We start from the raw sequence: 20,826 nt of genomic DNA on the forward strand, positions 1-20,826 counted from the left end.
CGGATTCGGTAAATTCAGTCGCTTCGGTATACCAAAACTTCATCCTCCAAACTCTGAGGTGTTCTAGGATAGGTAGCGGCGGCTTCCCTCAGTTCTTCGACACCTTCCTCTTGCAGTTGAGAGGCATCAGATACATCCTCCTCAAAGGTCGCATCATTATCCAGATATGCCTTACACTCCTCCTCAAATTTCGCGGCGGCGGCTTTCAGATGCTCCGCTGAGGAAATCCCATTTTGAATTGGCTGAGGGAACAGGTCGTTATCGTTTATTTCACAGTCATTAACAAACTCAAGAGCGTTCTGCCATGACCCTATGTTGCTTTCTAAGGCCCCTTGTGCTCCCCTAAACCCTTCAATAGCATCATGGAACCTGTCGTTCCTCATGTCGGACAGTGCGCTATCACTCAAATCAACCAGCGTGATTAGAACATCACCACCCTCCCGTTCCTCTAATATCAACCCATCTGGATGATTAGCATCTGGCCCTTCCTCTTGTGTGGCATACAGGCCGTCACTTTCAATCACTGCCCCAATTTCATCCTCCGAATTATTCATGCCGTCGTATGCATCTTCATACAGGCCGAGGGCATATTCTGTGCGGTCCTCTGTATCCTCAACATACTTGGGATTGCACTTACTGCGGGTGGTTTCTGTCGGCGTTTCGGTAGGCGTGGAGGTTGGTTGTTGATTGGCTTCGGAACTATTTCCTGTGCAACCAGCAAGGAGAAATACAGAGCCGACGACAAACGAGCGACGTGATATGTCCATATATTAGCCGTGTAATTGCTAGATGTTAACATTTTGGAAGTCGGTAGGCAATATATTGACGGACACTTCCGAATAGTTGGGCGGCAGATAGTCAGAAAATAATAATTTTTTCTGACGGTATTGGGGGGCGGTGTATATATGTCGAAAGAAATCCGAGCACACTGCGAGCGGTGATGCACCCCCTGCCAGATACGCACGAGCGGCCCCCGAACGCTAATCTCCACGGCCCCCGCTGTGGGGGTGAGAATGGGTATCCGTATAGACTCGTTCGGCCCCGAGGAGATTCTTGCCGCTTCTGACGCCCCGAGCCGACGGACCAATAACTGACAATTATGTATGTCCCACAGTTATTTTCTGGAGTTGCTCACAGGCGCGCAGAGCGATTTCTTGAGTAGACGAGAGGGAAACATCCAGCCAATACTGAAGCCGCTCAGAAGCGCGCACATCGCTTTTGAGAGCAAGCCAAATCTCGACAGATATGGAATCCGCTCAGACGAACGTGTCGGCCGCTCAAGCGCGTTCGGTGTCACGCCAGTGGATGGGCCGTGGAGTCGCTTCGAGCGGCGTAGGCGGGCGCGCACACGCGCACACCGGCAACGTTCGTAGTATCACAGCAAGGCAACGAACGTGGAGTAGTATTACTCTGCTGTATATTACCGCGCACGTAAGAAGTGATACGGGCGTGTCACGGCCCATACCGCCCGCTATCAACCGCGAGAGGCGAAATCATCTTTCGCTAATTCCTTCTACGCTTACATATCCGCGACGGGCGGGTATGCGGGTGAGTGTCACACTCCCGTCCCCCTCACGGCGGCTCGCGGTCCCCACGGCCCGCCTCAGTCTGCTGGCCGTCCCCCTATAGGCCGACGTGTCACTGAATCGGACGGCCCCCCACCCGCGTGCCCACCCTAATCCCGATTTTGGCTTCTCACGGCCTTTGCGGGGCCTAATCCCGATTTTTGGCGGCCATCTCACGCGCGCCCGCGCAAGACACGGCCGTTCCAGTTATTAATTCGGTACGGAGAGTTATTAACAGCCTGCGGACACACATCTACCCCCATCTGACCTTTCACCGAGATACGGACCAAATCGGCCGAGACTGGCGGGAGAACGCGCCTACCTCCGAAGTACGCCAGTATGGGGCCGCGTCCAACGAACGTAGGACACTCGTCAGTACGGTAGTAATGAGAGCAAATGACTGACGACGGACCCGAACCACGCGACAGGTGGCTTAGGATTAATTCCAAGGACAGAGAGGCTATCAAGAAAGTGAAAAGTGAACACTTCAATGGGGAAGTCCCACTCGGTTTTGCCGCTCGGTATGCCTGTGAGCAACTGGCGGAGGACGACAGTGAGGGCGACAGTGGAGGTGTCCATCTATGAACGACCGACTCGGCTACAGTGACAAGGACGACCCCACGGGCGACGGGGGGAGTTCTGTCAAATACCTTATCAATCTGGAGGATAACGAATGAGCGAACTGGAGGTGGTGGATACGGCCGTGTCGCCCCTCTCGCGCGTGGAGTTCAACCCCGACGGCCGTGTTAACTACGAAAACGGGCGGCTCACGGCCGCGTATCCGTCGAACGCGGATACCACAGAGTTTGTAATTGCCGTGTTTCGGTACGCCGACAGTAACACGGTCGAACTCCCCGAGGGCGCGGTGGTCTTAGACGTGGGTGAGGGCGTGGTTGTCACCGCCGTCCCGTCTGACGCTTACGGGGTGAGCGACCAGTGACAGTTGACCTACACCCTACCACGGTTGAGGCGGCCCGTGACCGTGGTGGCGACAAGGACCCCGACCGTCCAGAGGGTATCACTGAGGCGCTTGAGACGGAACAACTCGGCTACGGTGAGGGTGAGCCACTGGTTGGGGAGTCGTACCAAGACTACCCCTCTCGGGAGGAACTGAGCAACCCCGCTCGTGGCGAGTTTCTTCGGGACCTACTGGCACACCCGTGTGTCGGTGGTCTGGATGATGCGGTGGCGGAACTCACTGGAGCGGGCGACAATCCCACCCTCCATAAGTGGCTCAGTACGGTGGAGGCGGCCACTGAGGCGCACAGTCTCGACGTGGATACCCTCACGGCCAAGGGTGAGGACGAGCGGGGCCAAGGGGGTACGGACACCCTCACGTCCGTCCTTGGGTACGAGCCGCCCGAGGACTTGGTAACTCGTAACAACCCTGTGTTGATAGCCGAACTCTACGGGATTGGCCTGTCCGTTGCGGAAGTGGCGGACACCCTTGGCGAGAGGGTGGAGGGTCACCTTCCCGAGGGCCACGTTCGTGACACCCTCAAGACCGTGGGGCTACTCGAAGGGCGTACCCGTGAGGAACAGCGGGAAGCCTTCGAGGACAACGACTCTCGGCTTGGCGGTACTACGATAGACAACACGGGTAGCGGTCAGTCGAAGGGACTGACTGTGAACGCCGAAGACTTCGCTTAGGGCCGCCTCACCACCCTCTACGTCTCTTTTTACGTTATTTTAACAAGGGGTAGCCGTGGCTATAGCAGTGGCTCACTGTTATTGAGTACCAAGAAAAAACGGCGGAAAAGAGGAAGATGTCCGCAAACCGACAACGATTATCCCAGTCCTTTCGGTGGTGGTTGACTGGCTGACAGGCAACCACCGTTGTGGTCATCGGGGCGGCCGACTTATCTCCGCCCCTCCCGTGTTAACCGTACTGACGAATGCGTAGGACAGTTGTAGGACGACTTAGGCGCGTATTCGTACTGCGGATAGCGAGGGAGGCCCCGCCGACCGCTCCCGACACGCGGGGCGGTGTGGTAACTTATTTCATACTCTGACTTATTCTACTGTATGATGCCAAATACGAAACAGGATTTACACAATTTGTGGGCCGATACTCCAATGACTGAGGACGATTCAATCGTCAAGCAACACGTTAAGAATTTTATGATATATGCGGTCGGAATCGGGCTACTCACGGGCATTGTGAACGTGATATTAGGGGCGGCTCTTGGGGTGATTGGCGCGATAATCGCCCTCCCGCTCAATCTCTTTGTAGCCTACAAGGTAGTGACAAAGATGTTCACGGAGGTGGATAATCTGGTTGTCCGACGTATCCGACGGCGGGAGGGCAACCTTGCTCAGAATCTGAGTGAGTAACTGATTTTTGAGGCTCAGACACGGATAGCGGCCGACCAAACATTTTTATCTAGAGAACTAGATTTAGTAAATGCAAAGTCCATGACGGCGCGCCCCCACGGTCGAACTGTGAACGGGTACACTCCGAGGCAATCGGTTAGCGGAGAAAACCACCAGACTGCGCGGGGATACATGGTAAATCAGCGGACACAGATTGATGTGATAAGCGGCGCGCCGGTCCGCTCGCGGTTGGTGTCGTCGTCGGCGAAGGAGCGCCACTCGGGGCCGCGGTCGAGGCGGTCGGTGTCGACGACGAGGCCGCATTCGCTGCAGACGGTCTCGTGGTTGTCGTGTTCGAGGCTGCCGGTGCATTCGGGGCAGGACGTCGTTGCCTGACTCATACTTCTCACTTGGCGCCGAACGCCTACTTAAGTGAAGGACGATTGGTGGGTGGCGGCGCGGTTTCGACGCGCGAAGCGTACCGGTCACCGGTACGTTCGGTTTCGGGCGTGTCGCGGCCTGCACCGTCGGTCGAGCGGTGTGTTCATGTAGGTCGACCGACGAGAGGGTGTAATGGGTCTCTCGGAGATCGCGGCGGGACTGACGGTGACGACGCGTCAGGAAGAGCGAGGGGTCGCGACCGTCGATGCGACGGACGTGCCGCTCGCGGAGCGTCTCGCGCCGTACGCCGACGAGTTGCCGTGTCCGGTCGAGCCGGCGGCGGCGCTCCTCGACGCCTACGGCACGGGGACGAGCGTCGGCGTGGCGGCGAGCGCGGCGGGGCTGGCGCCGACGATGGGCGCGAAGGTGCTCCACCGCCTCGGCGTCGCGGGCGTGACGCCGCTCTCGCCGCTCGCGCGTGAGGTGGTTCGGGACTGGCTCGACGGGGAGCTGTCGCGGCGCGAGGCGGTGACGCTCTCGGGCGCGAGCGCCGCGGAGTTCTCGCTCGGCGCGTACTGCGAGACGCACGCCCCCATCGCGGGCGCGGCGGAGATCGTCACGGCGGCGCGCGAGCCGGACGGGTCGCGCTCGCTCGCGCGACGGGAGCGGGACGCGTTCGCGGAGACGTTCGACGCGCCCGCCGAGCTACGATAGGCGGCGTCGGAGGCCGGCGAGGAAGCCGGGCGCGGCGTCGTCGACGAGTTCGTCGACGGCGAACAGGGCACCGAGGAGCGACGCGACGGAGCGCGTGTAGTCGTCGGGGTCGGCGGGCGTGACGGCGGGCGCCTCGCTCTCGGACCCGAGTGCGGTCTCGGGGACGGCGACGTCCGCGTCCGGGAGGGCATCGGGGATCGCGCGGTTCGCGACGACGACGCTCGCCTCGACGCCGACGTCGGCGAAGCGGCCGCGTTCGCGCGCGAGCGCGTCGACACCGCGGTCGTCGGCGACGGTGACGGCGACGACGCGATCGGCGGCGGTGGCGGCGCCGACGGCGGGGTTCGTGAGGAGCGGCGGTGTGTCGACGAGGACGTAGTCGTACCGCTCGGTGGCTTCCGCGAGGCGCTCGCCGACGCGCTCGCCGGCCTCGGGGGTCAGCGCCTCGGCGCTCCGGGTGAGGGACGCGTGCGCGGGGGCGAGGTCGAGCGCGCCGTCGCCGGGCGCGTCGAGGGTGTAGGCGGCGTCGGCGACGGCGACGCTCGGGTCGGTGAGGAGCGCGGTCGCGTCCGGGTCGAGGCGGGCGTCGACGTACGTGGAGAGGCCCTGCGTGGCGTGTGCGACGTCGAGGACGAGGACGTCTTCGCCGGCGGCGGCGAGGAGCGCGCCGGCTTCGACGCAGAGGCGGGTGGCGCCGACGCCGCCGGCCGCGCCGACGACGGCGGCGGTCCGTGCTGTGGGCATGTCGCTGTCTGCGGCGGCGGCAAAGAAAAGGACGGCGGCCTAACCGCTACTGGTGGATGCCGTAGACGTCGCCGCTCCAGTCGCGCGCCGGGTGGTCGTAGACGGGGTGGTTCCGGTCGCGCTCGGTGAGCCGAGCGTGGTCGGCGGCGTCGAGCTCCCAGTCGAAGAGCTCGAAGTTCTGCCGGACGTGCTCGGGCGAGGAGGACTTCGGGAGGACGGCGACGTCGTCCTCGATCGCCCACTTGAGGACGATCTGGGCGGGCGACTTGTCGTACTTCTCGGCGAGGTCCTGCACGACGTCGTCGCCGAAGACCTCGGTGCGCGCGAGCGGCGCGGCGGCCTCGAGTGCGACGTCCGTCTCGCGGCAGTACTCCACGAGGTCGTCGCGCTGGAACCACGGGTGGTACTCGATCTGGTTGACGGCGATGGGGACGTCGCTGACGTGCTGGGCGGCGCTGAGTTGGTAGGCGCTGAAGTTGGAGACGCCGACGTTCTTCACGAGGCCCTCCTCGTGGAGGTGAGCCATCGCGTCCATCGTCTCGCGGATGGAGACGGCGGGGTTCGGCCAGTGGACGAGGTAGAGGTCGAGGTAGTCGGTGCCGAGTTTCTCGAGGGAGTCCTCGCAGGACTCGATGAGCGAGTCGTAGGTGAGGTTCTTCGGGAGGACCTTGGAGGTGAGCCAGAGGTCGTCGCGCTCGTACTCGGCGAGGGCGTCGCCGATCTCGGCCTCGTTGTGGTAGCCTTCGGCGGTGTCGACGTGCGTGTAGCCGGCGTCGAGGCCGGCGCGCACGGCGTCCTTCACGGTGTCGCCGTCGATGTCCCATGTGCCGACGCCGACGAGGGGGAGTTCATCGCCGCTCTGCAGGGTGACAGTTGGTACGCTCACGTGCGGGAGGGCGTACGGGACGGCCTTAGTCGTTCGGCCGGCGGCAGGTTACTCGATCTTCGCGGCGATCTCGTCGAGGTCGTCGTCGCTGAGGTCGGGGCGGTCGCCGGCGACGGCGTGGACGGGCGCGCCGCCATCGCCCTCGAAGCGCGGGACGAGGTGGACGTGGACGTGCGGGACCTCCTGACCGGCGGCCTCGCCGTCGTTCACGCCGACGTTCAGGCCGTCCGCGTCGACGGCGGCCTCGACGTCGGGGACGAGGTCGTGGACGAGGTCGAAGACGGCGCGCGAGTCGTCGGCGGAGAGGTCGTCGAGGCGCTCTGCGTGGGTGCGCGGGACGACGAGGGTGTGGCCGGGCGCGAGCGGGTTCGCGTCGAGGAACGCGAGCGCGCCGTCGCGCTCGGCGACGATGCGGCCGGGGATGTCGCCGTCGACGATGCTACAGAAGAGACAGTCGTCGCTCATACGCGCCCCGTGGGCGGGCGCGGCCTTAGTTATTCGGTGAGCGGGAGGAGGACGCCGAAGACGAACGGGCAGAGAACGATGCCGAGCGCGCCGATGGCTTCGGCGTCGGTGGCGACGGTGAACGCCCATCCGGGGAGCGTCGTCAGCGCGGAGCCGAGGTCGGCGAGGAGGAAGCCACCGACGACGAGGCAGGCGGAGAGGAGCGTCGTGCGTTTCGTGAGCGTCGGGTAGTCGAGGTCACCGTAGCGGCCCATACTCCTGCGAGGGCGTTCGGCGACGGAAAGCGTTTCGCCGCGCCTCCGCTGAATCCGATTCTCCTTTCACCGAGGAGGGAGAGTGGTGAGTCATGGACCGATTCGCCGAACCCCCGGAGCGGTACGACCCGGAGGACGTCCGGGAGCGGGTGTTCGACTACTGGGACGAGGTGGACGCCTACGAGCAGACGAAGGCGCACCGCGAGGACGGCGAGGACTTCTTCTTCGTGGACGGCCCGCCGTACACCTCCGGTGCGGCGCACATGGGGACGACGTGGAACAAGTCCCTGAAGGACGCCTACATCCGCTACTACCGGATGAACGGCTACGACGTGACGGACCGGCCGGGCTACGACATGCACGGCCTCCCCATCGAGACGAAGGTCGAGGAGAAACTCGACTTCGAGTCGAAGCAGGACATCGAGGAGTTCGGCGTCGAGGCCTTCATCGAGGAGTGCAAGGCGTTCGCGGACGAGCAACTGGAGGGCCTCCAGTCGGACTTCCAGTCGTTCGGCGTCTGGATGGACTGGGAGAACCCGTACAAGACGGTCGACCCGACGTACATGGAGGCGGCGTGGTGGGGGTTCAACCGCGCGGCCGAGCGCGGCCTCGTCGAGCAGGGCAAGCGCTCGATCAGCCAGTGCCCGCGCTGTGAGACCGCCATCGCGAACAACGAGGTGGAGTACGAGGACGTCGAGGACCCGACGGTCTACGTGAAGTTCCCCCTCGAAGAGCGCGAGGGGAGCCTCGTCATCTACACGACGACGCCGTGGACGATTCCCGCGAACGAGTTCGTCGCGGTCGGCGAGGACATCACGTACCAGCGCGTCGAGGCGACGAAGGGCGACGAGACGGAGACGCTCTACATCGCCGAGGCCTGCGTCGAGGAGGTCCTGAAGAAGGGGCGCTACGACGACTACGAGGTCGTCGACTCCTTCCCGGGCGCGGCGATGCTCGGCTGGGAGTACGAGCACCCGCTCGAGGAGGAGGTGCCGGACAACCCCGAGACGTCGGGGACGCGCGAGGTCTACCACGCGGACTACGTGGAGGCGTCGGACACGGGGCTCGTCCACTCCGCGCCCGGCCACGGTGAGGTGGACTTCGAGCGCGGCGAGGAACTCGGCCTCCCCGTCTTCTGCCCGGTCGCTGGCGACGGCACCTACACCGAACAGGGCGGGAAGTACGAGGGCGCGTTCGTCAAGGACGCCGACGAGGCCATCACGGAGGACCTCTCCCGGAAGGGCCTCCTCCTCGCGTCGGGGACGGTCACGCACTCCTACGGCCACTGTTGGCGGTGTGACACGCCCATCCTCCAGCTCGCGACCGACCAGTGGTTCATCACCATCACGGACGTGAAAGAGGAGCTCCTCGACAACATGGAGGACTCGGAGTGGCACCCGCAGTGGGCGCGCGACAATCGCTTCCGGGACTTCATCGAGAACGCGCCCGACTGGAACGTCTCCCGACAGCGCTACTGGGGGATTCCCGTCCCCATCTGGGTCGCGGAGGGGACGAAGGGCGAGACGCCCGAGGACCGCATCGTCGTCGGGACGCGCGAGGAGCTCGTCGAACGCGCCGACCAGGACCTCGACCCCGATATGGACATCCACAAGCCCGCCGTCGACGACGTCACCATCACCGAGGACGGCGTCACCTACGAGCGGGTCCCGGACGTCTTCGACGTCTGGCTCGACAGTTCGGTCGCCTCCTGGGGCACGCTCGACTACCCCGAGGAGGAGGAGGCCTTCGAGGAGCTGTGGCCGGCGGACCTCATCATGGAGGCCCACGACCAGACGCGCGGCTGGTTCTGGAGCCAACTGGGCATGGGGACGGCGGCGATGGGCGAGGTGCCCTACGACGAGGTCATCATGCACGGCTTCGCGAACGACGAGGACGGCCGGAAGATGTCCAAGAGCGTGGGGAACGTCGTCCAGCCGGACGAGGCCATCGAGCGCCACGGCGCGGACGCGATGCGGATGTTCCTCCTCGGCGTCGACCCGCAGGGCGAGGACATGCGCTTCTCGTGGGACGAGATGGGGAACATGGCCCGCGACCTGAACGTTCTCTGGAACGTCTTCCGCTTCCCGCTCCCCTACATGCGCGCGGACGGCTTCGACCCCGACGCGCAGACCGTGGACGAACTCGACCTCGCCGTCGAGGACGAGTGGCTCCTCTCGAAGCTCCAGCAGCTCAAGCACGACACGGAGGACTACTGGGAGGGCCGCGAGCAGCACCGCGCCCTGCAGGCGCTCCGCGAGTTCGTCGTCGAGGACCTCTCGCGCTACTACATCCAGCTCATCCGCGAGCGCGTGTGGACCGAGCAGGCCGGCGAGAACAAGACGGCGGCGTACGCGACGCTCCACAAGGTCCTCCTCGAAGTGGTCGCGCTCCTCGCGCCCTACGCGCCGTTCGTCACCGAGGAGATGTACAGCTACCTCACGGGCGAGGACGGCCACCCGACCGTCCACATGTGCGACTGGCCCGAGGTGGAGGAGCGCTTCCGCCAGCCCGCGCTCGAGGACGCCATCGACACCGCCCGCTCCATCGAGGAGGCGGGCAACCACGCGCGCCAGCAGGCCGGCCGAAAGCTCCGCTGGCCGGTCGCGCGCGTGGTTGTCAGCCCGGACGACGAGCGCGTCGCCGAGCAGGTCGATGCATATCGCAGCCTCCTCGCCGACCGACTGAACGCCCGCCGCATCGAGGTGCTGGAGCCGGGCGAGACGTTCGGCGACGTCGAGTACTCCGCCGAGGCGGACATGAGCGTGCTCGGGCCCGCGTTCGGCGGCGACGCCGGCGACGTGATGGAGGCGCTGAACGCCGCGCGCGTCGGCGACGACGACCTCGACCTGCTCGAGGCGGCCGTCGAGGACGCGCTCGGCCGCGAGGTGCAGCTCACCCCGGAGATGGTCGAATTCCGCGAGGAGACCCCCAACGAGGTCGCCGCCGCGCCCTTCGAGGGCGGCACCGCCTACGTCGATACCGAACTCGACGACGACCTCGAAGCCGAGGGGTACGCCCGCGAGATCATCCGGCGCGTGCAGGAGCTCCGCAAGGAGCTCGACCTCGAGATGGAGGCCGAAATCCGCCTCGACGTGCTCGTGTTCGACGACCGCATCGCGAAGCTCGTCAGCGAGCGCGAGGACCTCATCACCGACGAGGTTCGCGCGCGCGAACTCGAAGAGGTGGACGAGGCTGACGCGAACACCGCCGTCGAGGAGTACGACGACGTCGAGGGCGTCCGGATGCGCCTCGGCGTGCAGAAGGTCTGATCGGGTCGCGTTCGGCGGGCGCTATTCGCGGCCGAGCGCTTTCGCGACGGCGGGCGCGGCCGACACCTCGCTGACGGCGCGCTCGATGGTGTCGGTGGCGAGGACGGCCTCGACGCCGGCCGTGGCGAGTTTCGTGCGGGCGTTCGCAGCGAGGAGAGGGTGGACGCACGCGACGTAGACTCGGTTCGGGTCCTCGAGGAGGCCGATGGCCTCGCTCATCGTCGAGCCGGTGGCGACGATGTCGTCGACGACGACGACATCTCTTCCAGAAACGTCCGTCTCGCTCGGCGTGACCTCGACGTCGGTTCCCGAGTGGCGGACTTTCTCGAAGAAGTCGGCGTCGCCCGGCCCGTAGGCGTCCTGCACGGATTCGGCGAGCGGGAGCGCGGAGGCGTCTGGCGCCAGAAAGACGGGGTCGCGGAGGTCCTCGGGGAGCGGGTCGGCGAGGTGCGGCGTCGCGTCCACGTTCGTCGCGGGCACGTCGAAGAACTCGCAGACCGCGGGTTCGTGGACGTTCACGGTGTAGACCTCGTCCGTGCCCGTGGAGACGGCGCGCGCCATCGCGCGGGCGGAGACGGGTTCGCCGGGCTCGAACGCCTCGTCCTGTCGGGCGTAGCCCATGTAGGGGATGACGGTGACGACCTCCTCGGCGCCGGCCTCGCGGACGGCGTCCTGCAACTGGAGGAGTTCGATGTGCGCGGCGTCGTCGACGGTGGAGGCGACGACGACGGCGCGGCCCTCGACGGGCGGGACGCGGACGACGCGCTCGTCGTCCGGGAACGACTCGTACTCGACTTCGGCGAGTTCCTCGCCGAGTTCGGCGGCGAGCGCGGCGGCGAGCCCCTGCGAGGCGGAGCCACTGACGATCATGGCTGTAGAGTGGGCCAGCGCGGGGTTAGGCGTTTCCGTCCGCGCCTACTGCTCGCTCTCGGCGACGACGGCGGCGGAAACACCCGGAAGGCCGACGGTGCGGGTGCGCCAACCGTGCCCGGCGTCCACCGCGACCGTGCCGGCGACGTCGACGGCGTAGAGCGCGCCCGCACCGTAGGCGACGGCGGCGAGGTCGGTGAGCGGGACCTCCCGGTCGGTCCACGCGTCGCCGTCGTGCTCGTAGAGGGCGTCGTCGAGGACGGCGGCGACGTGGTCGGCGCGCGCGGCCACGGCGGTGGCGTTGCCGTCGCGGTCGGCGAGCCAGCCGTTCCCGAGCCGGTAGAGGCCGTCGCTCGTCGTGGCCCACGGACCCCGAGCGGCGACGTCGCGCGCGTCGTCGAGGCCGGAGTAGGTGACGTCGTCCTCGGTGACGCGGTAGACGCCGTCGACGGTGGCGAGGAGCGCGCCGTCGGCGCCGCGCGCTTCGGGCGCGATGCCGCGCGCGTCCCAGTCGTCGCCGTCGGCGGCGGCGACGCGGCCCTCGGGACCGACGGCGAGGAGCGTGTCGCCGTCGTAGCTCACGGCCGTCGCGTCGCCGAATCCGGTCCCCGTGAGCTCCTCGGCGTCGCCGACGCGGACGTCCTCGGGGCCGGCGACCGCGACCGTCCCCTCGTGGATCGCGACGTCGCGGACTTCGCTCGTGGTGAGGAGCGCGAACTCGCCGATCTGGTCGCCGGAGACGGCGACGGACGCGAGGCCGCGGTCGGTGCCGACGAGCAGGGTCTCGGTGCCGGTTCGGTCGGCGTAGACGCGCTTCTCGTCGATGCTGATGTCGTGCTCGCTCATACTCGAAGGAGGGACGGGGCGGGCGGAAAACGTTGCGCTCGCGCTCACCCGATGGGAACGGCGCGGCGGCGACACCGCGGACCGCGCGGTACTTCCCGTCCGAGGCCCGACGGTGAGATATGCGACGGCGTCAGTATCTCGGCGCGGGGGCAGCGGGGCTCGCGAGCGCGCTCGCGGGCTGTAGCGGTCTGAGTGGGATGCTCGGACCGTCCGGAGAGTGGAAGCTCCGCGCGATGCCGGCGGACCCGGAGGCGACGGAGCACACCTGCGAGCTCGGCGAGTCGTTCGTCGCGAACCACCCGGACCTCGAAACGGTGCTCTCGCGGGCGGCGGACGGCGAGCGCGGGACGTGGAGCGAGCCCGTCTACCTCGGTGCGGAGGCGGGGAACGAACTCGGCGCGGACCTCGCCGAGCACTGCGGGGACGGCTTTCGCGGCGTCTACTTCTACGGCGACGGTTCCTACTTCGTCAGCCTCGCCGACCGGAACCCCGGAAACGGGAAGGGCCACGATAGCGGCTCGCACGAGCATTAGGAAACCACTTTGAGGCGCGCGGCGGTAGGGGCGTCCATGAAGGTGTTCGGGTCCAGCGGAACGCGCGGCGTCGCGAACGAGGAGGTGACGCCGGCGTTCGCGCTGGACGTCGCGAAGGCCGTCGGGTCGGTCCGCGAGGAGGACCGCGTCGCCGTCGGGCGCGACACGCGACGGACGGGGCGGATGCTCGCGAACGCCGTCGCGTCGGGGCTCGCGGCGGCGGGCGCGGACGTCGAGCGCCTCGGCGTCCTCCCGACGCCCGCCCTGCAGGCGTACGCGGCGGACGAGGGCGTCCCCGCGATCATGGTGACGGCGTCCCACAACCCGCCGGAGTACAACGGCCTGAAGCTCGTCGGCCCGGACGGCGTCGAGCTCTCCGTGGACGCGCTGGAAGCCGTCGAGGAGGCGCTGCTCGGCGAGTCGTTCGAGCCGGTTCCGTGGGACGAGACGGGCGCGGACCGGGCTGTCGAGGGCGCGCGCGACCGGTACGTGGACGCGCTCGTCGAGGCGGTGGACGCGTCGCGCATCGCGGAGGCGGGGCTGACGGTCGCGCTCGATCCGGGGCACGGCGCGGGCGCGCTGACGAGCCCGGACTTCTACCGCGAGCTCGGCTGTCGCGTCGTCACGACGAACGCCCAGCCGGACGGGCACTTCCCGGGGCGCGAGCCGGAGCCGGTCGAGGCGAACCTCGCGGACCTCGGCCGACTCGTGCGCGCGAGCGACGCGGACGTCGGCATCGCGCACGACGGCGACGCCGACCGCGCGATCTTCTACGACGAGACGGGGTCGTTCGTCCCCGGCGGTGCGTCGTTCGCGGCGCTCGCGGACGCCGAACTCTCCGAGGGTGACGTCGCTGTCTCGGCGGTGAACGTCAGCCAGCGCCTCGTCGACATCTGCGAGTCGCGCGGCGCCGAGTTGGAGCTGACACCGATCGGCTCGACGCAGATCATGACGCGCATCCGCCAGCTCCACGCGGAGGGCCACAGCGTCCCGGTCGCGGGCGAGGGGAACGGCGGCGTCATCTTCCCCGCCTACCGCATCACGCGGGACGGCGCGTACACGGGCGCGCGCTTCCTCGAACTGCTCGCCGACGCGGACGCGCCCGCGAGCGAGGTGCTCGCACCCTACGACGGCTACGCGAACGTCCGCGTCAACGTCGGCTACGGGAGCGACGCCGAGCGCGAGGCGCTGCTCGCGGCCGCCGAGGAGTACGCCGCGGCGGCCGACGCGGACGTCACGACCATCGACGGCTACCGGCTCGACTACGGGGACGCGTGGGCGCTCGCGCGGCCCTCGGGGACGGAGCCGGTCGTCCGCGTCTACGCGGAGGCACACGACGAAGCGCGAGCGCGGGAGCTCGCGGACGGGTTCGCGGACGCGCTGCGCGCGGCGCTCTAGTAGGCGTCGAGCGCGTCCTCGACGTCGTCGCGCGCAGCGCGGGCGGCGGCGAGGTCGTCGGCGACGGTGCCGGCGGCGACGCGCTCGCGTTCCGCGTCGCTGAGTTCCTCGCGCGCGACGGCTGCCTCTCGGAGCGTCGCGTAGCGCTCGCGGCGCGCGAGCGCCTGCACCTCGCGGAGGCACGCGATCGCGTCGTCGGCGTCGATGCGGTCGAGCGCGGAGACGAGTTCGTCGGCGCGATAGCGGAGGACGTCGGCGGGGTCGGGCGGCCAGCCGAGCGTGAGGAAGCCGCCGTCGAGGCGGCGGAGGTAGGAGCTGTTCGCGCCGACGACGCGCTTCAGCTCGGTCGGGTCCGCGACGTAGTGGTCGAGCTTCGAGACGGATTCGTCGGCGTGGTCGAGCAGGTCGTCGACGGGTTTCGCGCCGGCGTCGTGCTCGCGGACGTACGTAAGGAGCTCCGGAGGGACGCGGGGCGCGTCGACGAGCGGGAAGGCGCCGAGGCTGTCGAGCCACGCGAGGACGTCGCGGGCGGGCCACGCGCCGAGGCGGTCCTCGACGGCGGCGCGCGCGGCGGTGTCGTAGGCCTCGACCGGTTCGCGGAGCTCCGCGACGGGGGCGTCCGGGTCGGCGTCGGCGAGGCGGGCGACGCGTTCGAGGCGCTCGATCTCGTCCTCGAGGGCGTCGCGGGCGTCGCGGGCGGCCTTCCGGGCGTTTCGATACGCGTCGCGGGCGGCCTCGCGCTCGTCGAGACGGGCGACGAGGTCCGCGACCGGTTCGAGGACCTCGCGGGCGCGCTCGAAGTCGGATTCGGTGACGCGGCGCTTGTCGAGGACGTCGTCGTAGTCGTCGAAGGCGTCGGCGCGCGGGAGGCCGTCGTCGACGGACTCGACGAGGTCGGCGACCTCGCTCTCGAACTCGATGTAGGCCTGGAAGTCGCCGGAGCCGGTCGCGGAGCCCTCGTAGGTGCGCAGCAACCGGAGTGCGGCCTCGTGGTGCTCGCGGAGGCGTTCGAGGGCGCGTTCGCCGTGCTCCTCGACGGCGTCCTCGGCGGCGTCGCGCTCCGCGCGGGCGTCGCGGAGGCGGTCGATCGCGGCCTCGGCGTCCACGTCGTGGGCGGCGTCGGCCGCGTGGGTCGCGTCGCTCACGTCACTCGTAGACCGCGTCCGGGTCGAACGCCCGCTCGCCGACCTCCTCGCCGTCTATCGTGCGGTGGAAGCAGGAGTAGTGGCCGGTGTGGCAGGCGCCGACGGTCTGGTCGACGACGTAGAGGAGCGCGTCACCGTCGCAGTCGACGCGCACCTCCTCGATCGCCTGGGTGTGCCCGCTCGTCGCGCCCTTCTCCCAGAGTTCCTCGCGCGAGCGCGAGTAGTAGTGCGCGCGCCCCGTCTCGACGGTTCGCTCGACCGCCTCGCGGGTCGCGTACGCCAGCATCAGCACCTCGCCGGTGTCGGCGTCCTGCGCGACGGCCGGGACGAGACCGTCCTCGCCGAAGTCGAGGTCGACGCCGAACTCGCTGTCGCTCATACCGGCGATTGCGGTCGCGCGAGGATAGGTCTTCTCCTCACTCGACGCGCGCCATCGCCTCGGCGAGCGCGAAGTTGCCCTCGTAGAGCGCGGTGCCGACGACGACGGCGGCCGCGCCCGCGTCCCGGAGCGCAACGACGTCCTCGACGGTCGCGACGCCGCCGGAGGCGACGACGGGGATGTCGACGGCGTCGACGACGCGGGAGACGACGTCAGCCCGAACGCCCGTCTGCTGGCCCTCGACATCGACGTCCGTGAAGAGGATGCCGGACGCGCCGAGCTCCGCGTACCTCGTCGCGGCCTCCGCGGGGTCGAGGCCGGTGCCCTCCGTCCACCCGGAGACGACGACCTCCCCGTCCTTCGCGTCGAGGCTGACGAGCACGCCCTCGGGGTAGCTGTCGGCGATCTCCGCGACGAGGTCGGGGTTCTCGACGGCGGCCGTCCCGAGGATGACGCGGTCGACGCCGAGTTCGAGGAGGTCGCGGGCGTCCGCGAACGTCCGGATACCGCCGCCGACCTGCACGGCGGCGTCGTCGGCGGCCTCGACGACGGCCGCAATCGCGTCCGCGTTCGCGCGCTCGCCCTCGAAGGCGCCGTCGAGGTCGACGAGGTGGAGGGTGCGCGCGCCCGCGTCCAGCCAGCGCCGCGCGGCCTCGACGGGGTCGCCGTAGCGCTTTCCGGTGCCGCGCTCGCCCTGCACTAGCTGGACGACCTCGCCGTCCTGTACGTCCACCGCCGGAATCACCTCGAAGGCCTCGAACATACCACGGAGTGCGCGCGGCGAGGTGAAAAAGCGTCCGCGTCCGAGCCGCCGGCGTGAGTCGATAGAGGGCGACGTGGCGTGCGCCGATCACCGGCTTCAAACGCGCCGAGGACGTAGCCGGTAGCGATGCCGGAGCCCCTGCTCGTCGTCGGCGTGCTCGTCGCGGTGTTCGTCGGCTACAACATCGGTGGCTCCTCGACGGGCGTCGCCTTCGGTCCCGCCGTCGGCTCGAAGGTCGTCACGAAGGCCGGCGCCGCCGGTCTCATGTCCGTCTTCGCGCTCCTCGGCGGCTGGACGGTCGGCCGGAACGTCATCCAGACGATGGGCGGCGACATCGTCCCGAGCGAGCAGTTCACGCTCGCGACGAGCGTCGGCGTGCTCTTCTTCGTCGGCGTCGCGCTCCTCGTCTCGAACCGCTACGGCGTCCCCGCCTCCACGTCGATGACCGCCGTCGGCTCGATCGCCGGCCTCGGCGTCGCCACCGGCACCCTCCAGATGGCGTCGATGGGACGCATCGTCTCCGCGTGGGTGGTCGCGCCCGTCATCGCCTTCTGGCTCTGCGCGGTCGTCGGCCGCTACGCCTACCCCTACCTCGACGCGGCGTTCCGCCTCGACGCCGCCGAGAACGGGCTCTTCACGTGGTCGGAGGGCGGGCGCGTCGCCCACCCGACCGGCGTCAACGACGACGCCACCACCCGGCAGTTCGTCGCGTCCGCGCTCGTCGTCGCCATCGGCTGTTACATGGCGTTCTCGGCGGGGGCGTCGAACACCGCGAACGCCGTCGCGCCGCTCGTCGGCGGGGGCTACCTCGGGAGCGACGTCGGCGTCCTCATCGCGGGCGGCGCGATCGCGCTCGGCGCGTTCACCATCGCTCGGCGCACCCTCGACACCGTCGGGAACGACCTCACGGACCTCCCGCTGCTCGCCGCACTCATCGTCGAAGTCGTCTCCGCGACCCTCATCACCGTCCTCTCCGTGATGGGGATCCCCGCGAGCCTCGCGGTCTCGGCGACGATGTGCATCGTCGGCCTCGGGTGGGGGCGGGCCACGCGCACCGTCCGCGCGAACGACGCGCTCAGCGGCGAGGGCGAGGCGCCCGTCTCCGTCGGGTCGCTCACCGCCGAACGCGCCGAGACGCCGAGTGACGTCCCCGGTATCGGCGAGGAGGACCCCGAGGACCTCGCCGCCGCCGACCTCTTCGACCCCGCGACGGTGGGCCGCGTCGTCATCCTCTGGGTGCTCACGCCGTCCATCGCGGCCGCCGCGTCCTACGTGCTGTTCAGCCTCCTCCCATCGTGACCTCGGCACGTCGCAGAATCTGACACGGCGCTACTCGCGACCGAAATCCCCCCGTGGACCGGGTGAAACAGCAAGGCATTTCCTTACGGACACAGAACCACCGGTTGATGCCAACCGTCGAATACCTCAATTACGAAGTCGTCCAGGACCAGGGCTGGGACATCGACGACGACGACCTGTTCGAAAAAGCCGCCGACGCCGGCCTCGACGACGAGGACTACGGTGAACTCGACGTACCCGAGGGCGGGTACATCCTCGAGAGCGCCGAGGCGCAGGGCTACGACTGGCCGTTCTCCTGCCGCGCCGGCGCGTGTGCGAACTGTGCGTCCATCCTCAAGGAGGGCGAAATCAACATGGACATGCAGCAGATCCTCAGCGACGAGGAGGTCGAGGAGAAGGACGTCCGCCTGACCTGCATCGGTTCCCCTGAGACCGAGGAGGTCCGCATCGTCTACAACGCGAAGCACCTCGACTACCTCCAGAACCGCGTCATCTAACGGGGCCGCCCCGTTCGACGCGAAGCGCACACCGACCTTCCTCCGTTTATCACACCCGGTAGCCGTGGCCGTCCGTCGCTGCCGAAACCCCTTTGGCGCTCTCCCCCACTCTCTCTGCCGTGTACGCGTCCGCGCTCGGCCCGCTCGACTCGCTCGCCCTCGCACTGGTCTCGACGCCGCTCGCGGACGCCTCCGTCCCGGACCTCCTCCGGCTGCTCGCGCTCCCCGTGTTCGCGTACGGCGCCTACCGCGATATCGAGACGCGTCGCGTCCCGGACGCGCTCTGGCCGCCGCTCCTCCTCCTCGGCGTCGCCTGCCTCGCGTGGGAGGGGTGGACGGCGTACAGTCAGCCCTACGGGTTCGCGTTCCGGCAGTTCGTGCTCGTCACGGCGGTGAGCGTCCTTCTCGTCGGCGGCCTCGGCGCGCTCTTCTACTACGTCCCGGCGGGGTTCGGCGGCGCGGACGCGAAGGCGCTCGTCACCATCGGCGTCCTCCTCCCGTCCTACCCGACCTACTACTTCGACGGCTTCGTCCTCCCGCTCGTCCCCGCGAACGTCCGCGTGTTCTCGCTCACCGTGCTCACGAACGCCCTCCTGTTGGGGATGGCGTACCCGCTCTACCTCCTCGGTGCGAACGCCGTCCGGGGCGACGTCGCGTCCGTGATGGCCGTCGGGAAGCGCGTGCCCGTTCCGGAGTTGGTCACCGCGCACGGGAGCCTCCTCGAGGACGCGGCGGGGACGCGCCTCACCGGCGGCCTTGACCTCGACGCGCTGCGGATGTACTGTCGCTGGCGCGGCGTCACGCTCGCGGAGCTCCGCGCGAACCCGGCGCTGCGCGACCCGGCGACGCTCCCCGCAGAGCCGAACGACCCGACGGACGGCGCCGTCCACCGGGGCGACGCGCGGACGGACGGCGGGGGCGACGAACGCGGCGCGGACGACGAGCGCACCGAGAGTGACGCCGCTGGCGAGGAGCGCGCGGGCGACGAGTACGACGACGCGTGGGGCGCGGCGGCGTTCATCGAGGATATCGAGGGGACGGCGTACGGGACGAGCCCGGCGACGCTGCGCGAGAGCCTCGACCTGCTCGCGGAGCGCGAGTCGGTGTGGGTGACGCCGGGGACGCCGTTCTTCGTCACGCTCGTGCTCGGGATGGCGCTCGCGTTCGTCTACGGCGACCTCCTGTTCGGCGTCCTCGGCGTCGCCGGCCTCGTCTGATGGATGCGGGCGAGCGCAACGGCCTTTAGCCGCCCGGCGCAAGGCGACGTATGAGCACACGCACGGGCGCGGCGTCGCGCGCGACCGCCGAGACCGAAATCGACGTCACCATCGACCTCGACGGCGACGGCGAGAGCACCGTCGAGACCGGGATCGGGTTCTTCGACCACATGCTCGAGTCGTTCGCGAAGCACGGCCTCTTCGACCTCACGGTGCGCTGCGACGGCGACCTCCACATCGACGACCACCACACCGTCGAGGACGTCGCCATCGTCCTCGGCGACGCCGTTGAGGACGCCCTCGGCGACAAGCGCGGCATCGTCCGCTACGCCGACCGGAAGGTCCCGCTCGACGAAGCCGTCGGGAGCGTCGTCCTCGACGTCTCCGGGCGACCATACTACGAGTTCGAGGGGGCGTTCAGTCAGGAGCGCATCGGCGACTTTTCTAGTATCATGGCCGCGCACTTCTTCCAGTCGTTCGCCGAGCACGCCGGCCTCACCCTCCACTGCGCCGTCACGGGCGAGAACGCCCACCACGAGGTCGAGGCGCTGTTCAAGGCGAACGCGCGCGCGCTCGACGACGCGACCCGACTCGACGAGCGCCGGAGCGACACCCCGAGCACGAAGGGCGAACTCTAGGTCGCGCGCAGTCCCTCCGGCGTCTCCTCGAGGTGGCCGTTCTCGAGCGCCGCGTCCACGATACCGTCGACGTCGCCCGCGTCGAGGTCGTAGGCGCCCGACGCGAGTTCCGCGAGGTCGCTCCGCGTCATCGCCGTCGGCCGGTTCCTGAGGAGGCGGACGACGCGCCGATACCCCTCGGGACGCGCCGCCGACCCGGCGCCCTCGGTCGCCTCGCCGCCGTCCGCGTCGTCGCCGTCATCGCGGGCGTCGCCGGCGCTCGCGTCGTCCTCATCGTCAGCGGCGTCCCCGTCGTCGGCAGTCTCGTCAGCGGCGTCCCCGTCGTCGTCGTGGTCGGCGTCCGCCGCGTCACGCTCCTCGGTACCTACCTCGGACGCGGGGGGTTCGAGGGTGACGCTCCGGTCCGCGCCGTCGGCCTCGGCGGCGGTGGCGTCGCGGGCCCCGAGCGCGTCGAGGAGCGGGTCGACGACGCCCGCGAGGGTGTCGCGACAGTCCACACAGAGGACGAGTCGGCGCTCGGCGGCGTCCACCGCGGGCGGGAGGACCTCGTAGACGCCGTCGGCGCGCTCCGCACAGAAGTCACAGCGGTCGAGTTCGCGCATACAAGGTGCGAGGCGCTCGCCGCCCTTAATTCGTGCCCGTCTCCGAGC

Annotated in this window: 23 protein-coding genes and 1 pseudogene; 12 read left to right on the forward strand and 12 right to left on the reverse strand. The window is 68.4% G+C overall.

Annotated elements, in window-relative coordinates:
* Positions 1-14: 14 nt before the first annotated feature.
* The gene (locus IEY12_RS05410) at positions 15-767 is read right to left on the reverse strand and encodes a hypothetical protein (RefSeq protein ID WP_188880085.1); all 753 of its coding nucleotides are present in this window, start codon (positions 765-767) and stop codon (positions 15-17) included.
* Positions 768-1,961: 1,194 nt separating this feature from the next.
* On the opposite strand from IEY12_RS05410, the gene IEY12_RS05415 reads away from it, so the two are divergent.
* From IEY12_RS05415 to IEY12_RS05430, 4 genes are all read left to right on the forward strand, one after another.
* A complete protein-coding gene (locus tag IEY12_RS05415; RefSeq protein ID WP_193718047.1) occupies positions 1,962-2,150 on the forward strand; it encodes a hypothetical protein in 189 nt (62 codons plus the stop codon).
* Positions 2,151-2,238: 88 nt separating this feature from the next.
* Positions 2,239-2,505, forward strand: a complete 267-nt coding sequence (locus IEY12_RS05420) for a hypothetical protein (protein ID WP_188880087.1) — start codon at positions 2,239-2,241, stop codon at positions 2,503-2,505.
* Positions 2,502-3,215 carry a hypothetical protein gene (locus IEY12_RS05425; protein ID WP_188880097.1) on the forward strand — a complete coding sequence of 238 codons (714 nt, stop codon included), beginning with the start codon at positions 2,502-2,504 and terminating at the stop codon, positions 3,213-3,215. The genes IEY12_RS05420 and IEY12_RS05425 overlap by 4 nt, the downstream gene beginning before the upstream one ends.
* A gap of 426 nt (positions 3,216-3,641) precedes the next feature.
* Entirely contained in the window at positions 3,642-3,899 is a 258-nt protein-coding gene (locus IEY12_RS05430; RefSeq protein WP_188880101.1) for a hypothetical protein, read from the forward strand.
* Between the two features lie 194 nt (positions 3,900-4,093).
* On the opposite strand, the pseudogene IEY12_RS05435 reads toward IEY12_RS05430, so the two are convergent.
* Positions 4,094-4,279 (reverse strand): annotated as a pseudogene (locus IEY12_RS05435) (TFIIB-type zinc ribbon-containing protein); the annotation flags it as partial.
* Positions 4,280-4,451: 172 nt separating this feature from the next.
* Between IEY12_RS05435 and IEY12_RS05440 the strand changes: the two are divergent.
* Complete coding sequence (locus IEY12_RS05440) at positions 4,452-4,973, forward strand: DUF7858 family protein (RefSeq protein WP_188880105.1); 522 nt, start codon at positions 4,452-4,454, stop codon at positions 4,971-4,973.
* Here the strand turns inward: IEY12_RS05440 and IEY12_RS05445 are convergent.
* Genes IEY12_RS05445 through IEY12_RS05460 form a run of 4 tightly spaced genes read right to left on the reverse strand, consistent with a single transcriptional unit; the run spans position 4,965 to position 7,322 of the window.
* Positions 4,965-5,717 (reverse strand): ParA family protein, encoded by a 753-nt coding sequence (locus IEY12_RS05445; protein ID WP_188880109.1) that lies wholly within the window; start codon positions 5,715-5,717, stop codon positions 4,965-4,967. The genes IEY12_RS05440 and IEY12_RS05445 overlap by 9 nt on opposite strands.
* Before the next feature lie 46 nt (positions 5,718-5,763).
* Entirely contained in the window at positions 5,764-6,603 is an 840-nt protein-coding gene (locus IEY12_RS05450) for an aldo/keto reductase (protein ID WP_188880111.1), read from the reverse strand.
* A 48-nt stretch (positions 6,604-6,651) separates the two neighbouring features.
* The gene (locus IEY12_RS05455; protein WP_188880113.1) at positions 6,652-7,068 is read right to left on the reverse strand and encodes an HIT family protein; all 417 of its coding nucleotides are present in this window, start codon (positions 7,066-7,068) and stop codon (positions 6,652-6,654) included.
* Between the two features lie 29 nt (positions 7,069-7,097).
* Positions 7,098-7,322, reverse strand: coding sequence for a DUF7860 family protein (locus tag IEY12_RS05460; protein WP_123074852.1), 225 nt, complete (start codon positions 7,320-7,322; stop codon positions 7,098-7,100).
* Between the two features lie 92 nt (positions 7,323-7,414).
* On the opposite strand from IEY12_RS05460, the gene ileS reads away from it, so the two are divergent.
* The gene (ileS, locus tag IEY12_RS05465; protein ID WP_188880126.1) at positions 7,415-10,591 is read left to right on the forward strand and encodes an isoleucine--tRNA ligase; all 3,177 of its coding nucleotides are present in this window, start codon (positions 7,415-7,417) and stop codon (positions 10,589-10,591) included.
* 21 nt (positions 10,592-10,612) lie between these two features.
* On the opposite strand, the gene IEY12_RS05470 is transcribed toward ileS, so the two are convergent.
* Both IEY12_RS05470 and IEY12_RS05475 read right to left on the reverse strand, forming a co-directional pair.
* The gene (locus tag IEY12_RS05470; protein ID WP_188880134.1) at positions 10,613-11,461 is read right to left on the reverse strand and encodes a ribose-phosphate diphosphokinase; all 849 of its coding nucleotides are present in this window, start codon (positions 11,459-11,461) and stop codon (positions 10,613-10,615) included.
* A 45-nt stretch (positions 11,462-11,506) separates the two neighbouring features.
* On the reverse strand, positions 11,507-12,307 hold the full coding sequence (locus tag IEY12_RS05475) for an HVO_0234 family beta-propeller protein (RefSeq protein WP_188880135.1): 801 nt from the start codon (positions 12,305-12,307) through the stop codon (positions 11,507-11,509).
* 119 nt (positions 12,308-12,426) lie between these two features.
* Between IEY12_RS05475 and IEY12_RS05480 the strand changes: the two genes are divergently transcribed.
* On the forward strand, positions 12,427-12,840 hold the full coding sequence (locus tag IEY12_RS05480; protein ID WP_188880137.1) for a hypothetical protein: 414 nt from the start codon (positions 12,427-12,429) through the stop codon (positions 12,838-12,840).
* A 36-nt stretch (positions 12,841-12,876) separates the two neighbouring features.
* On the forward strand, positions 12,877-14,238 hold the full coding sequence (gene glmM / locus IEY12_RS05485; protein WP_188880143.1) for a phosphoglucosamine mutase: 1,362 nt from the start codon (positions 12,877-12,879) through the stop codon (positions 14,236-14,238).
* Here glmM and IEY12_RS05490 read toward each other — a convergent pair.
* The 3 genes from IEY12_RS05490 to hisA are packed head-to-tail and all read right to left on the reverse strand — an operon-like array spanning position 14,235 to position 16,525.
* On the reverse strand, positions 14,235-15,383 hold the full coding sequence (locus IEY12_RS05490) for a DUF7118 family protein (RefSeq protein ID WP_188880146.1): 1,149 nt from the start codon (positions 15,381-15,383) through the stop codon (positions 14,235-14,237). The genes glmM and IEY12_RS05490 overlap by 4 nt on opposite strands.
* 1 nt (position 15,384) lies before the next feature.
* Positions 15,385-15,762, reverse strand: coding sequence for a phosphoribosyl-AMP cyclohydrolase (hisI, locus tag IEY12_RS05495; RefSeq protein ID WP_188880150.1), 378 nt, complete (start codon positions 15,760-15,762; stop codon positions 15,385-15,387).
* 37 nt (positions 15,763-15,799) lie between these two features.
* On the reverse strand, positions 15,800-16,525 hold the full coding sequence (gene hisA, locus IEY12_RS05500; RefSeq protein ID WP_188880152.1) for a 1-(5-phosphoribosyl)-5-[(5-phosphoribosylamino)methylideneamino]imidazole-4-carboxamide isomerase: 726 nt from the start codon (positions 16,523-16,525) through the stop codon (positions 15,800-15,802).
* A gap of 126 nt (positions 16,526-16,651) precedes the next feature.
* Here hisA and IEY12_RS05505 point away from each other — a divergent pair, with 126 nt between their 5' ends.
* The 4 genes from IEY12_RS05505 (at position 16,652) to hisB (ending at position 20,176) form a co-directional block, all read left to right on the forward strand.
* Positions 16,652-17,824: an inorganic phosphate transporter gene (locus IEY12_RS05505; RefSeq protein WP_188880154.1), complete on the forward strand. Its 1,173-nt coding sequence runs from the start codon at positions 16,652-16,654 to the stop codon at positions 17,822-17,824.
* A 107-nt stretch (positions 17,825-17,931) separates the two neighbouring features.
* A complete protein-coding gene (fer, locus tag IEY12_RS05510) occupies positions 17,932-18,321 on the forward strand; it encodes a ferredoxin Fer (RefSeq protein WP_123074831.1) in 390 nt (129 codons plus the stop codon).
* Positions 18,322-18,485: 164 nt separating this feature from the next.
* Positions 18,486-19,538, forward strand: a complete 1,053-nt coding sequence (locus IEY12_RS05515; protein ID WP_188880364.1) for an A24 family peptidase — start codon at positions 18,486-18,488, stop codon at positions 19,536-19,538.
* A gap of 50 nt (positions 19,539-19,588) precedes the next feature.
* Entirely contained in the window at positions 19,589-20,176 is a 588-nt protein-coding gene (gene hisB / locus IEY12_RS05520) for an imidazoleglycerol-phosphate dehydratase HisB (RefSeq protein WP_188880156.1), read from the forward strand.
* Here the strand turns inward: hisB and IEY12_RS05525 are convergent.
* Positions 20,173-20,778 carry a hypothetical protein gene (locus IEY12_RS05525; protein WP_188880158.1) on the reverse strand — a complete coding sequence of 202 codons (606 nt, stop codon included), beginning with the start codon at positions 20,776-20,778 and terminating at the stop codon, positions 20,173-20,175. The two genes, hisB and IEY12_RS05525, sit on opposite strands and share 4 nt — an antisense overlap.
* Between the last annotated feature and the right edge of the window lie 48 nt (positions 20,779-20,826).

Origin of the sequence: Halarchaeum grantii, from assembly GCF_014647455.2 — an archaeon.
Classification (GTDB): domain Archaea; phylum Halobacteriota; class Halobacteria; order Halobacteriales; family Halobacteriaceae; genus Halarchaeum; species Halarchaeum grantii.

What these genes read in the sequence shown, in the direction of transcription:
- IEY12_RS05440 (WP_188880105.1), top strand. Translation starts at nt 4,452, where the DNA reads ATGGGTCTCTCGGAGATCGCGGCGGGACTGACGGTGACGACGCGTCAG.
- IEY12_RS05420 (WP_188880087.1), top strand. Translation starts at nt 2,239, where the DNA reads ATGAGCGAACTGGAGGTGGTGGATACGGCCGTGTCGCCCCTCTCGCGC.
- IEY12_RS05455 (WP_188880113.1), bottom strand. Translation starts at nt 7,068, where the DNA reads ATGAGCGACGACTGTCTCTTCTGTAGCATCGTCGACGGCGACATCCCC.
- IEY12_RS05415 (WP_193718047.1), top strand. Translation starts at nt 1,962, where the DNA reads ATGACTGACGACGGACCCGAACCACGCGACAGGTGGCTTAGGATTAAT.
- IEY12_RS05480 (WP_188880137.1), top strand. Translation starts at nt 12,427, where the DNA reads ATGCGACGGCGTCAGTATCTCGGCGCGGGGGCAGCGGGGCTCGCGAGC.
- hisA (WP_188880152.1), bottom strand. Translation starts at nt 16,525, where the DNA reads ATGTTCGAGGCCTTCGAGGTGATTCCGGCGGTGGACGTACAGGACGGC.
- hisI (WP_188880150.1), bottom strand. Translation starts at nt 15,762, where the DNA reads ATGAGCGACAGCGAGTTCGGCGTCGACCTCGACTTCGGCGAGGACGGT.
- IEY12_RS05505 (WP_188880154.1), top strand. Translation starts at nt 16,652, where the DNA reads ATGCCGGAGCCCCTGCTCGTCGTCGGCGTGCTCGTCGCGGTGTTCGTC.
- IEY12_RS05475 (WP_188880135.1), bottom strand. Translation starts at nt 12,307, where the DNA reads ATGAGCGAGCACGACATCAGCATCGACGAGAAGCGCGTCTACGCCGAC.
- IEY12_RS05410 (WP_188880085.1), bottom strand. Translation starts at nt 767, where the DNA reads ATGGACATATCACGTCGCTCGTTTGTCGTCGGCTCTGTATTTCTCCTT.
- hisB (WP_188880156.1), top strand. Translation starts at nt 19,589, where the DNA reads ATGAGCACACGCACGGGCGCGGCGTCGCGCGCGACCGCCGAGACCGAA.
- glmM (WP_188880143.1), top strand. Translation starts at nt 12,877, where the DNA reads ATGAAGGTGTTCGGGTCCAGCGGAACGCGCGGCGTCGCGAACGAGGAG.
- ileS (WP_188880126.1), top strand. Translation starts at nt 7,415, where the DNA reads ATGGACCGATTCGCCGAACCCCCGGAGCGGTACGACCCGGAGGACGTC.
- IEY12_RS05445 (WP_188880109.1), bottom strand. Translation starts at nt 5,717, where the DNA reads ATGCCCACAGCACGGACCGCCGCCGTCGTCGGCGCGGCCGGCGGCGTC.
- IEY12_RS05430 (WP_188880101.1), top strand. Translation starts at nt 3,642, where the DNA reads ATGACTGAGGACGATTCAATCGTCAAGCAACACGTTAAGAATTTTATG.
- IEY12_RS05470 (WP_188880134.1), bottom strand. Translation starts at nt 11,461, where the DNA reads ATGATCGTCAGTGGCTCCGCCTCGCAGGGGCTCGCCGCCGCGCTCGCC.
- IEY12_RS05460 (WP_123074852.1), bottom strand. Translation starts at nt 7,322, where the DNA reads ATGGGCCGCTACGGTGACCTCGACTACCCGACGCTCACGAAACGCACG.
- fer (WP_123074831.1), top strand. Translation starts at nt 17,932, where the DNA reads ATGCCAACCGTCGAATACCTCAATTACGAAGTCGTCCAGGACCAGGGC.
- IEY12_RS05525 (WP_188880158.1), bottom strand. Translation starts at nt 20,778, where the DNA reads ATGCGCGAACTCGACCGCTGTGACTTCTGTGCGGAGCGCGCCGACGGC.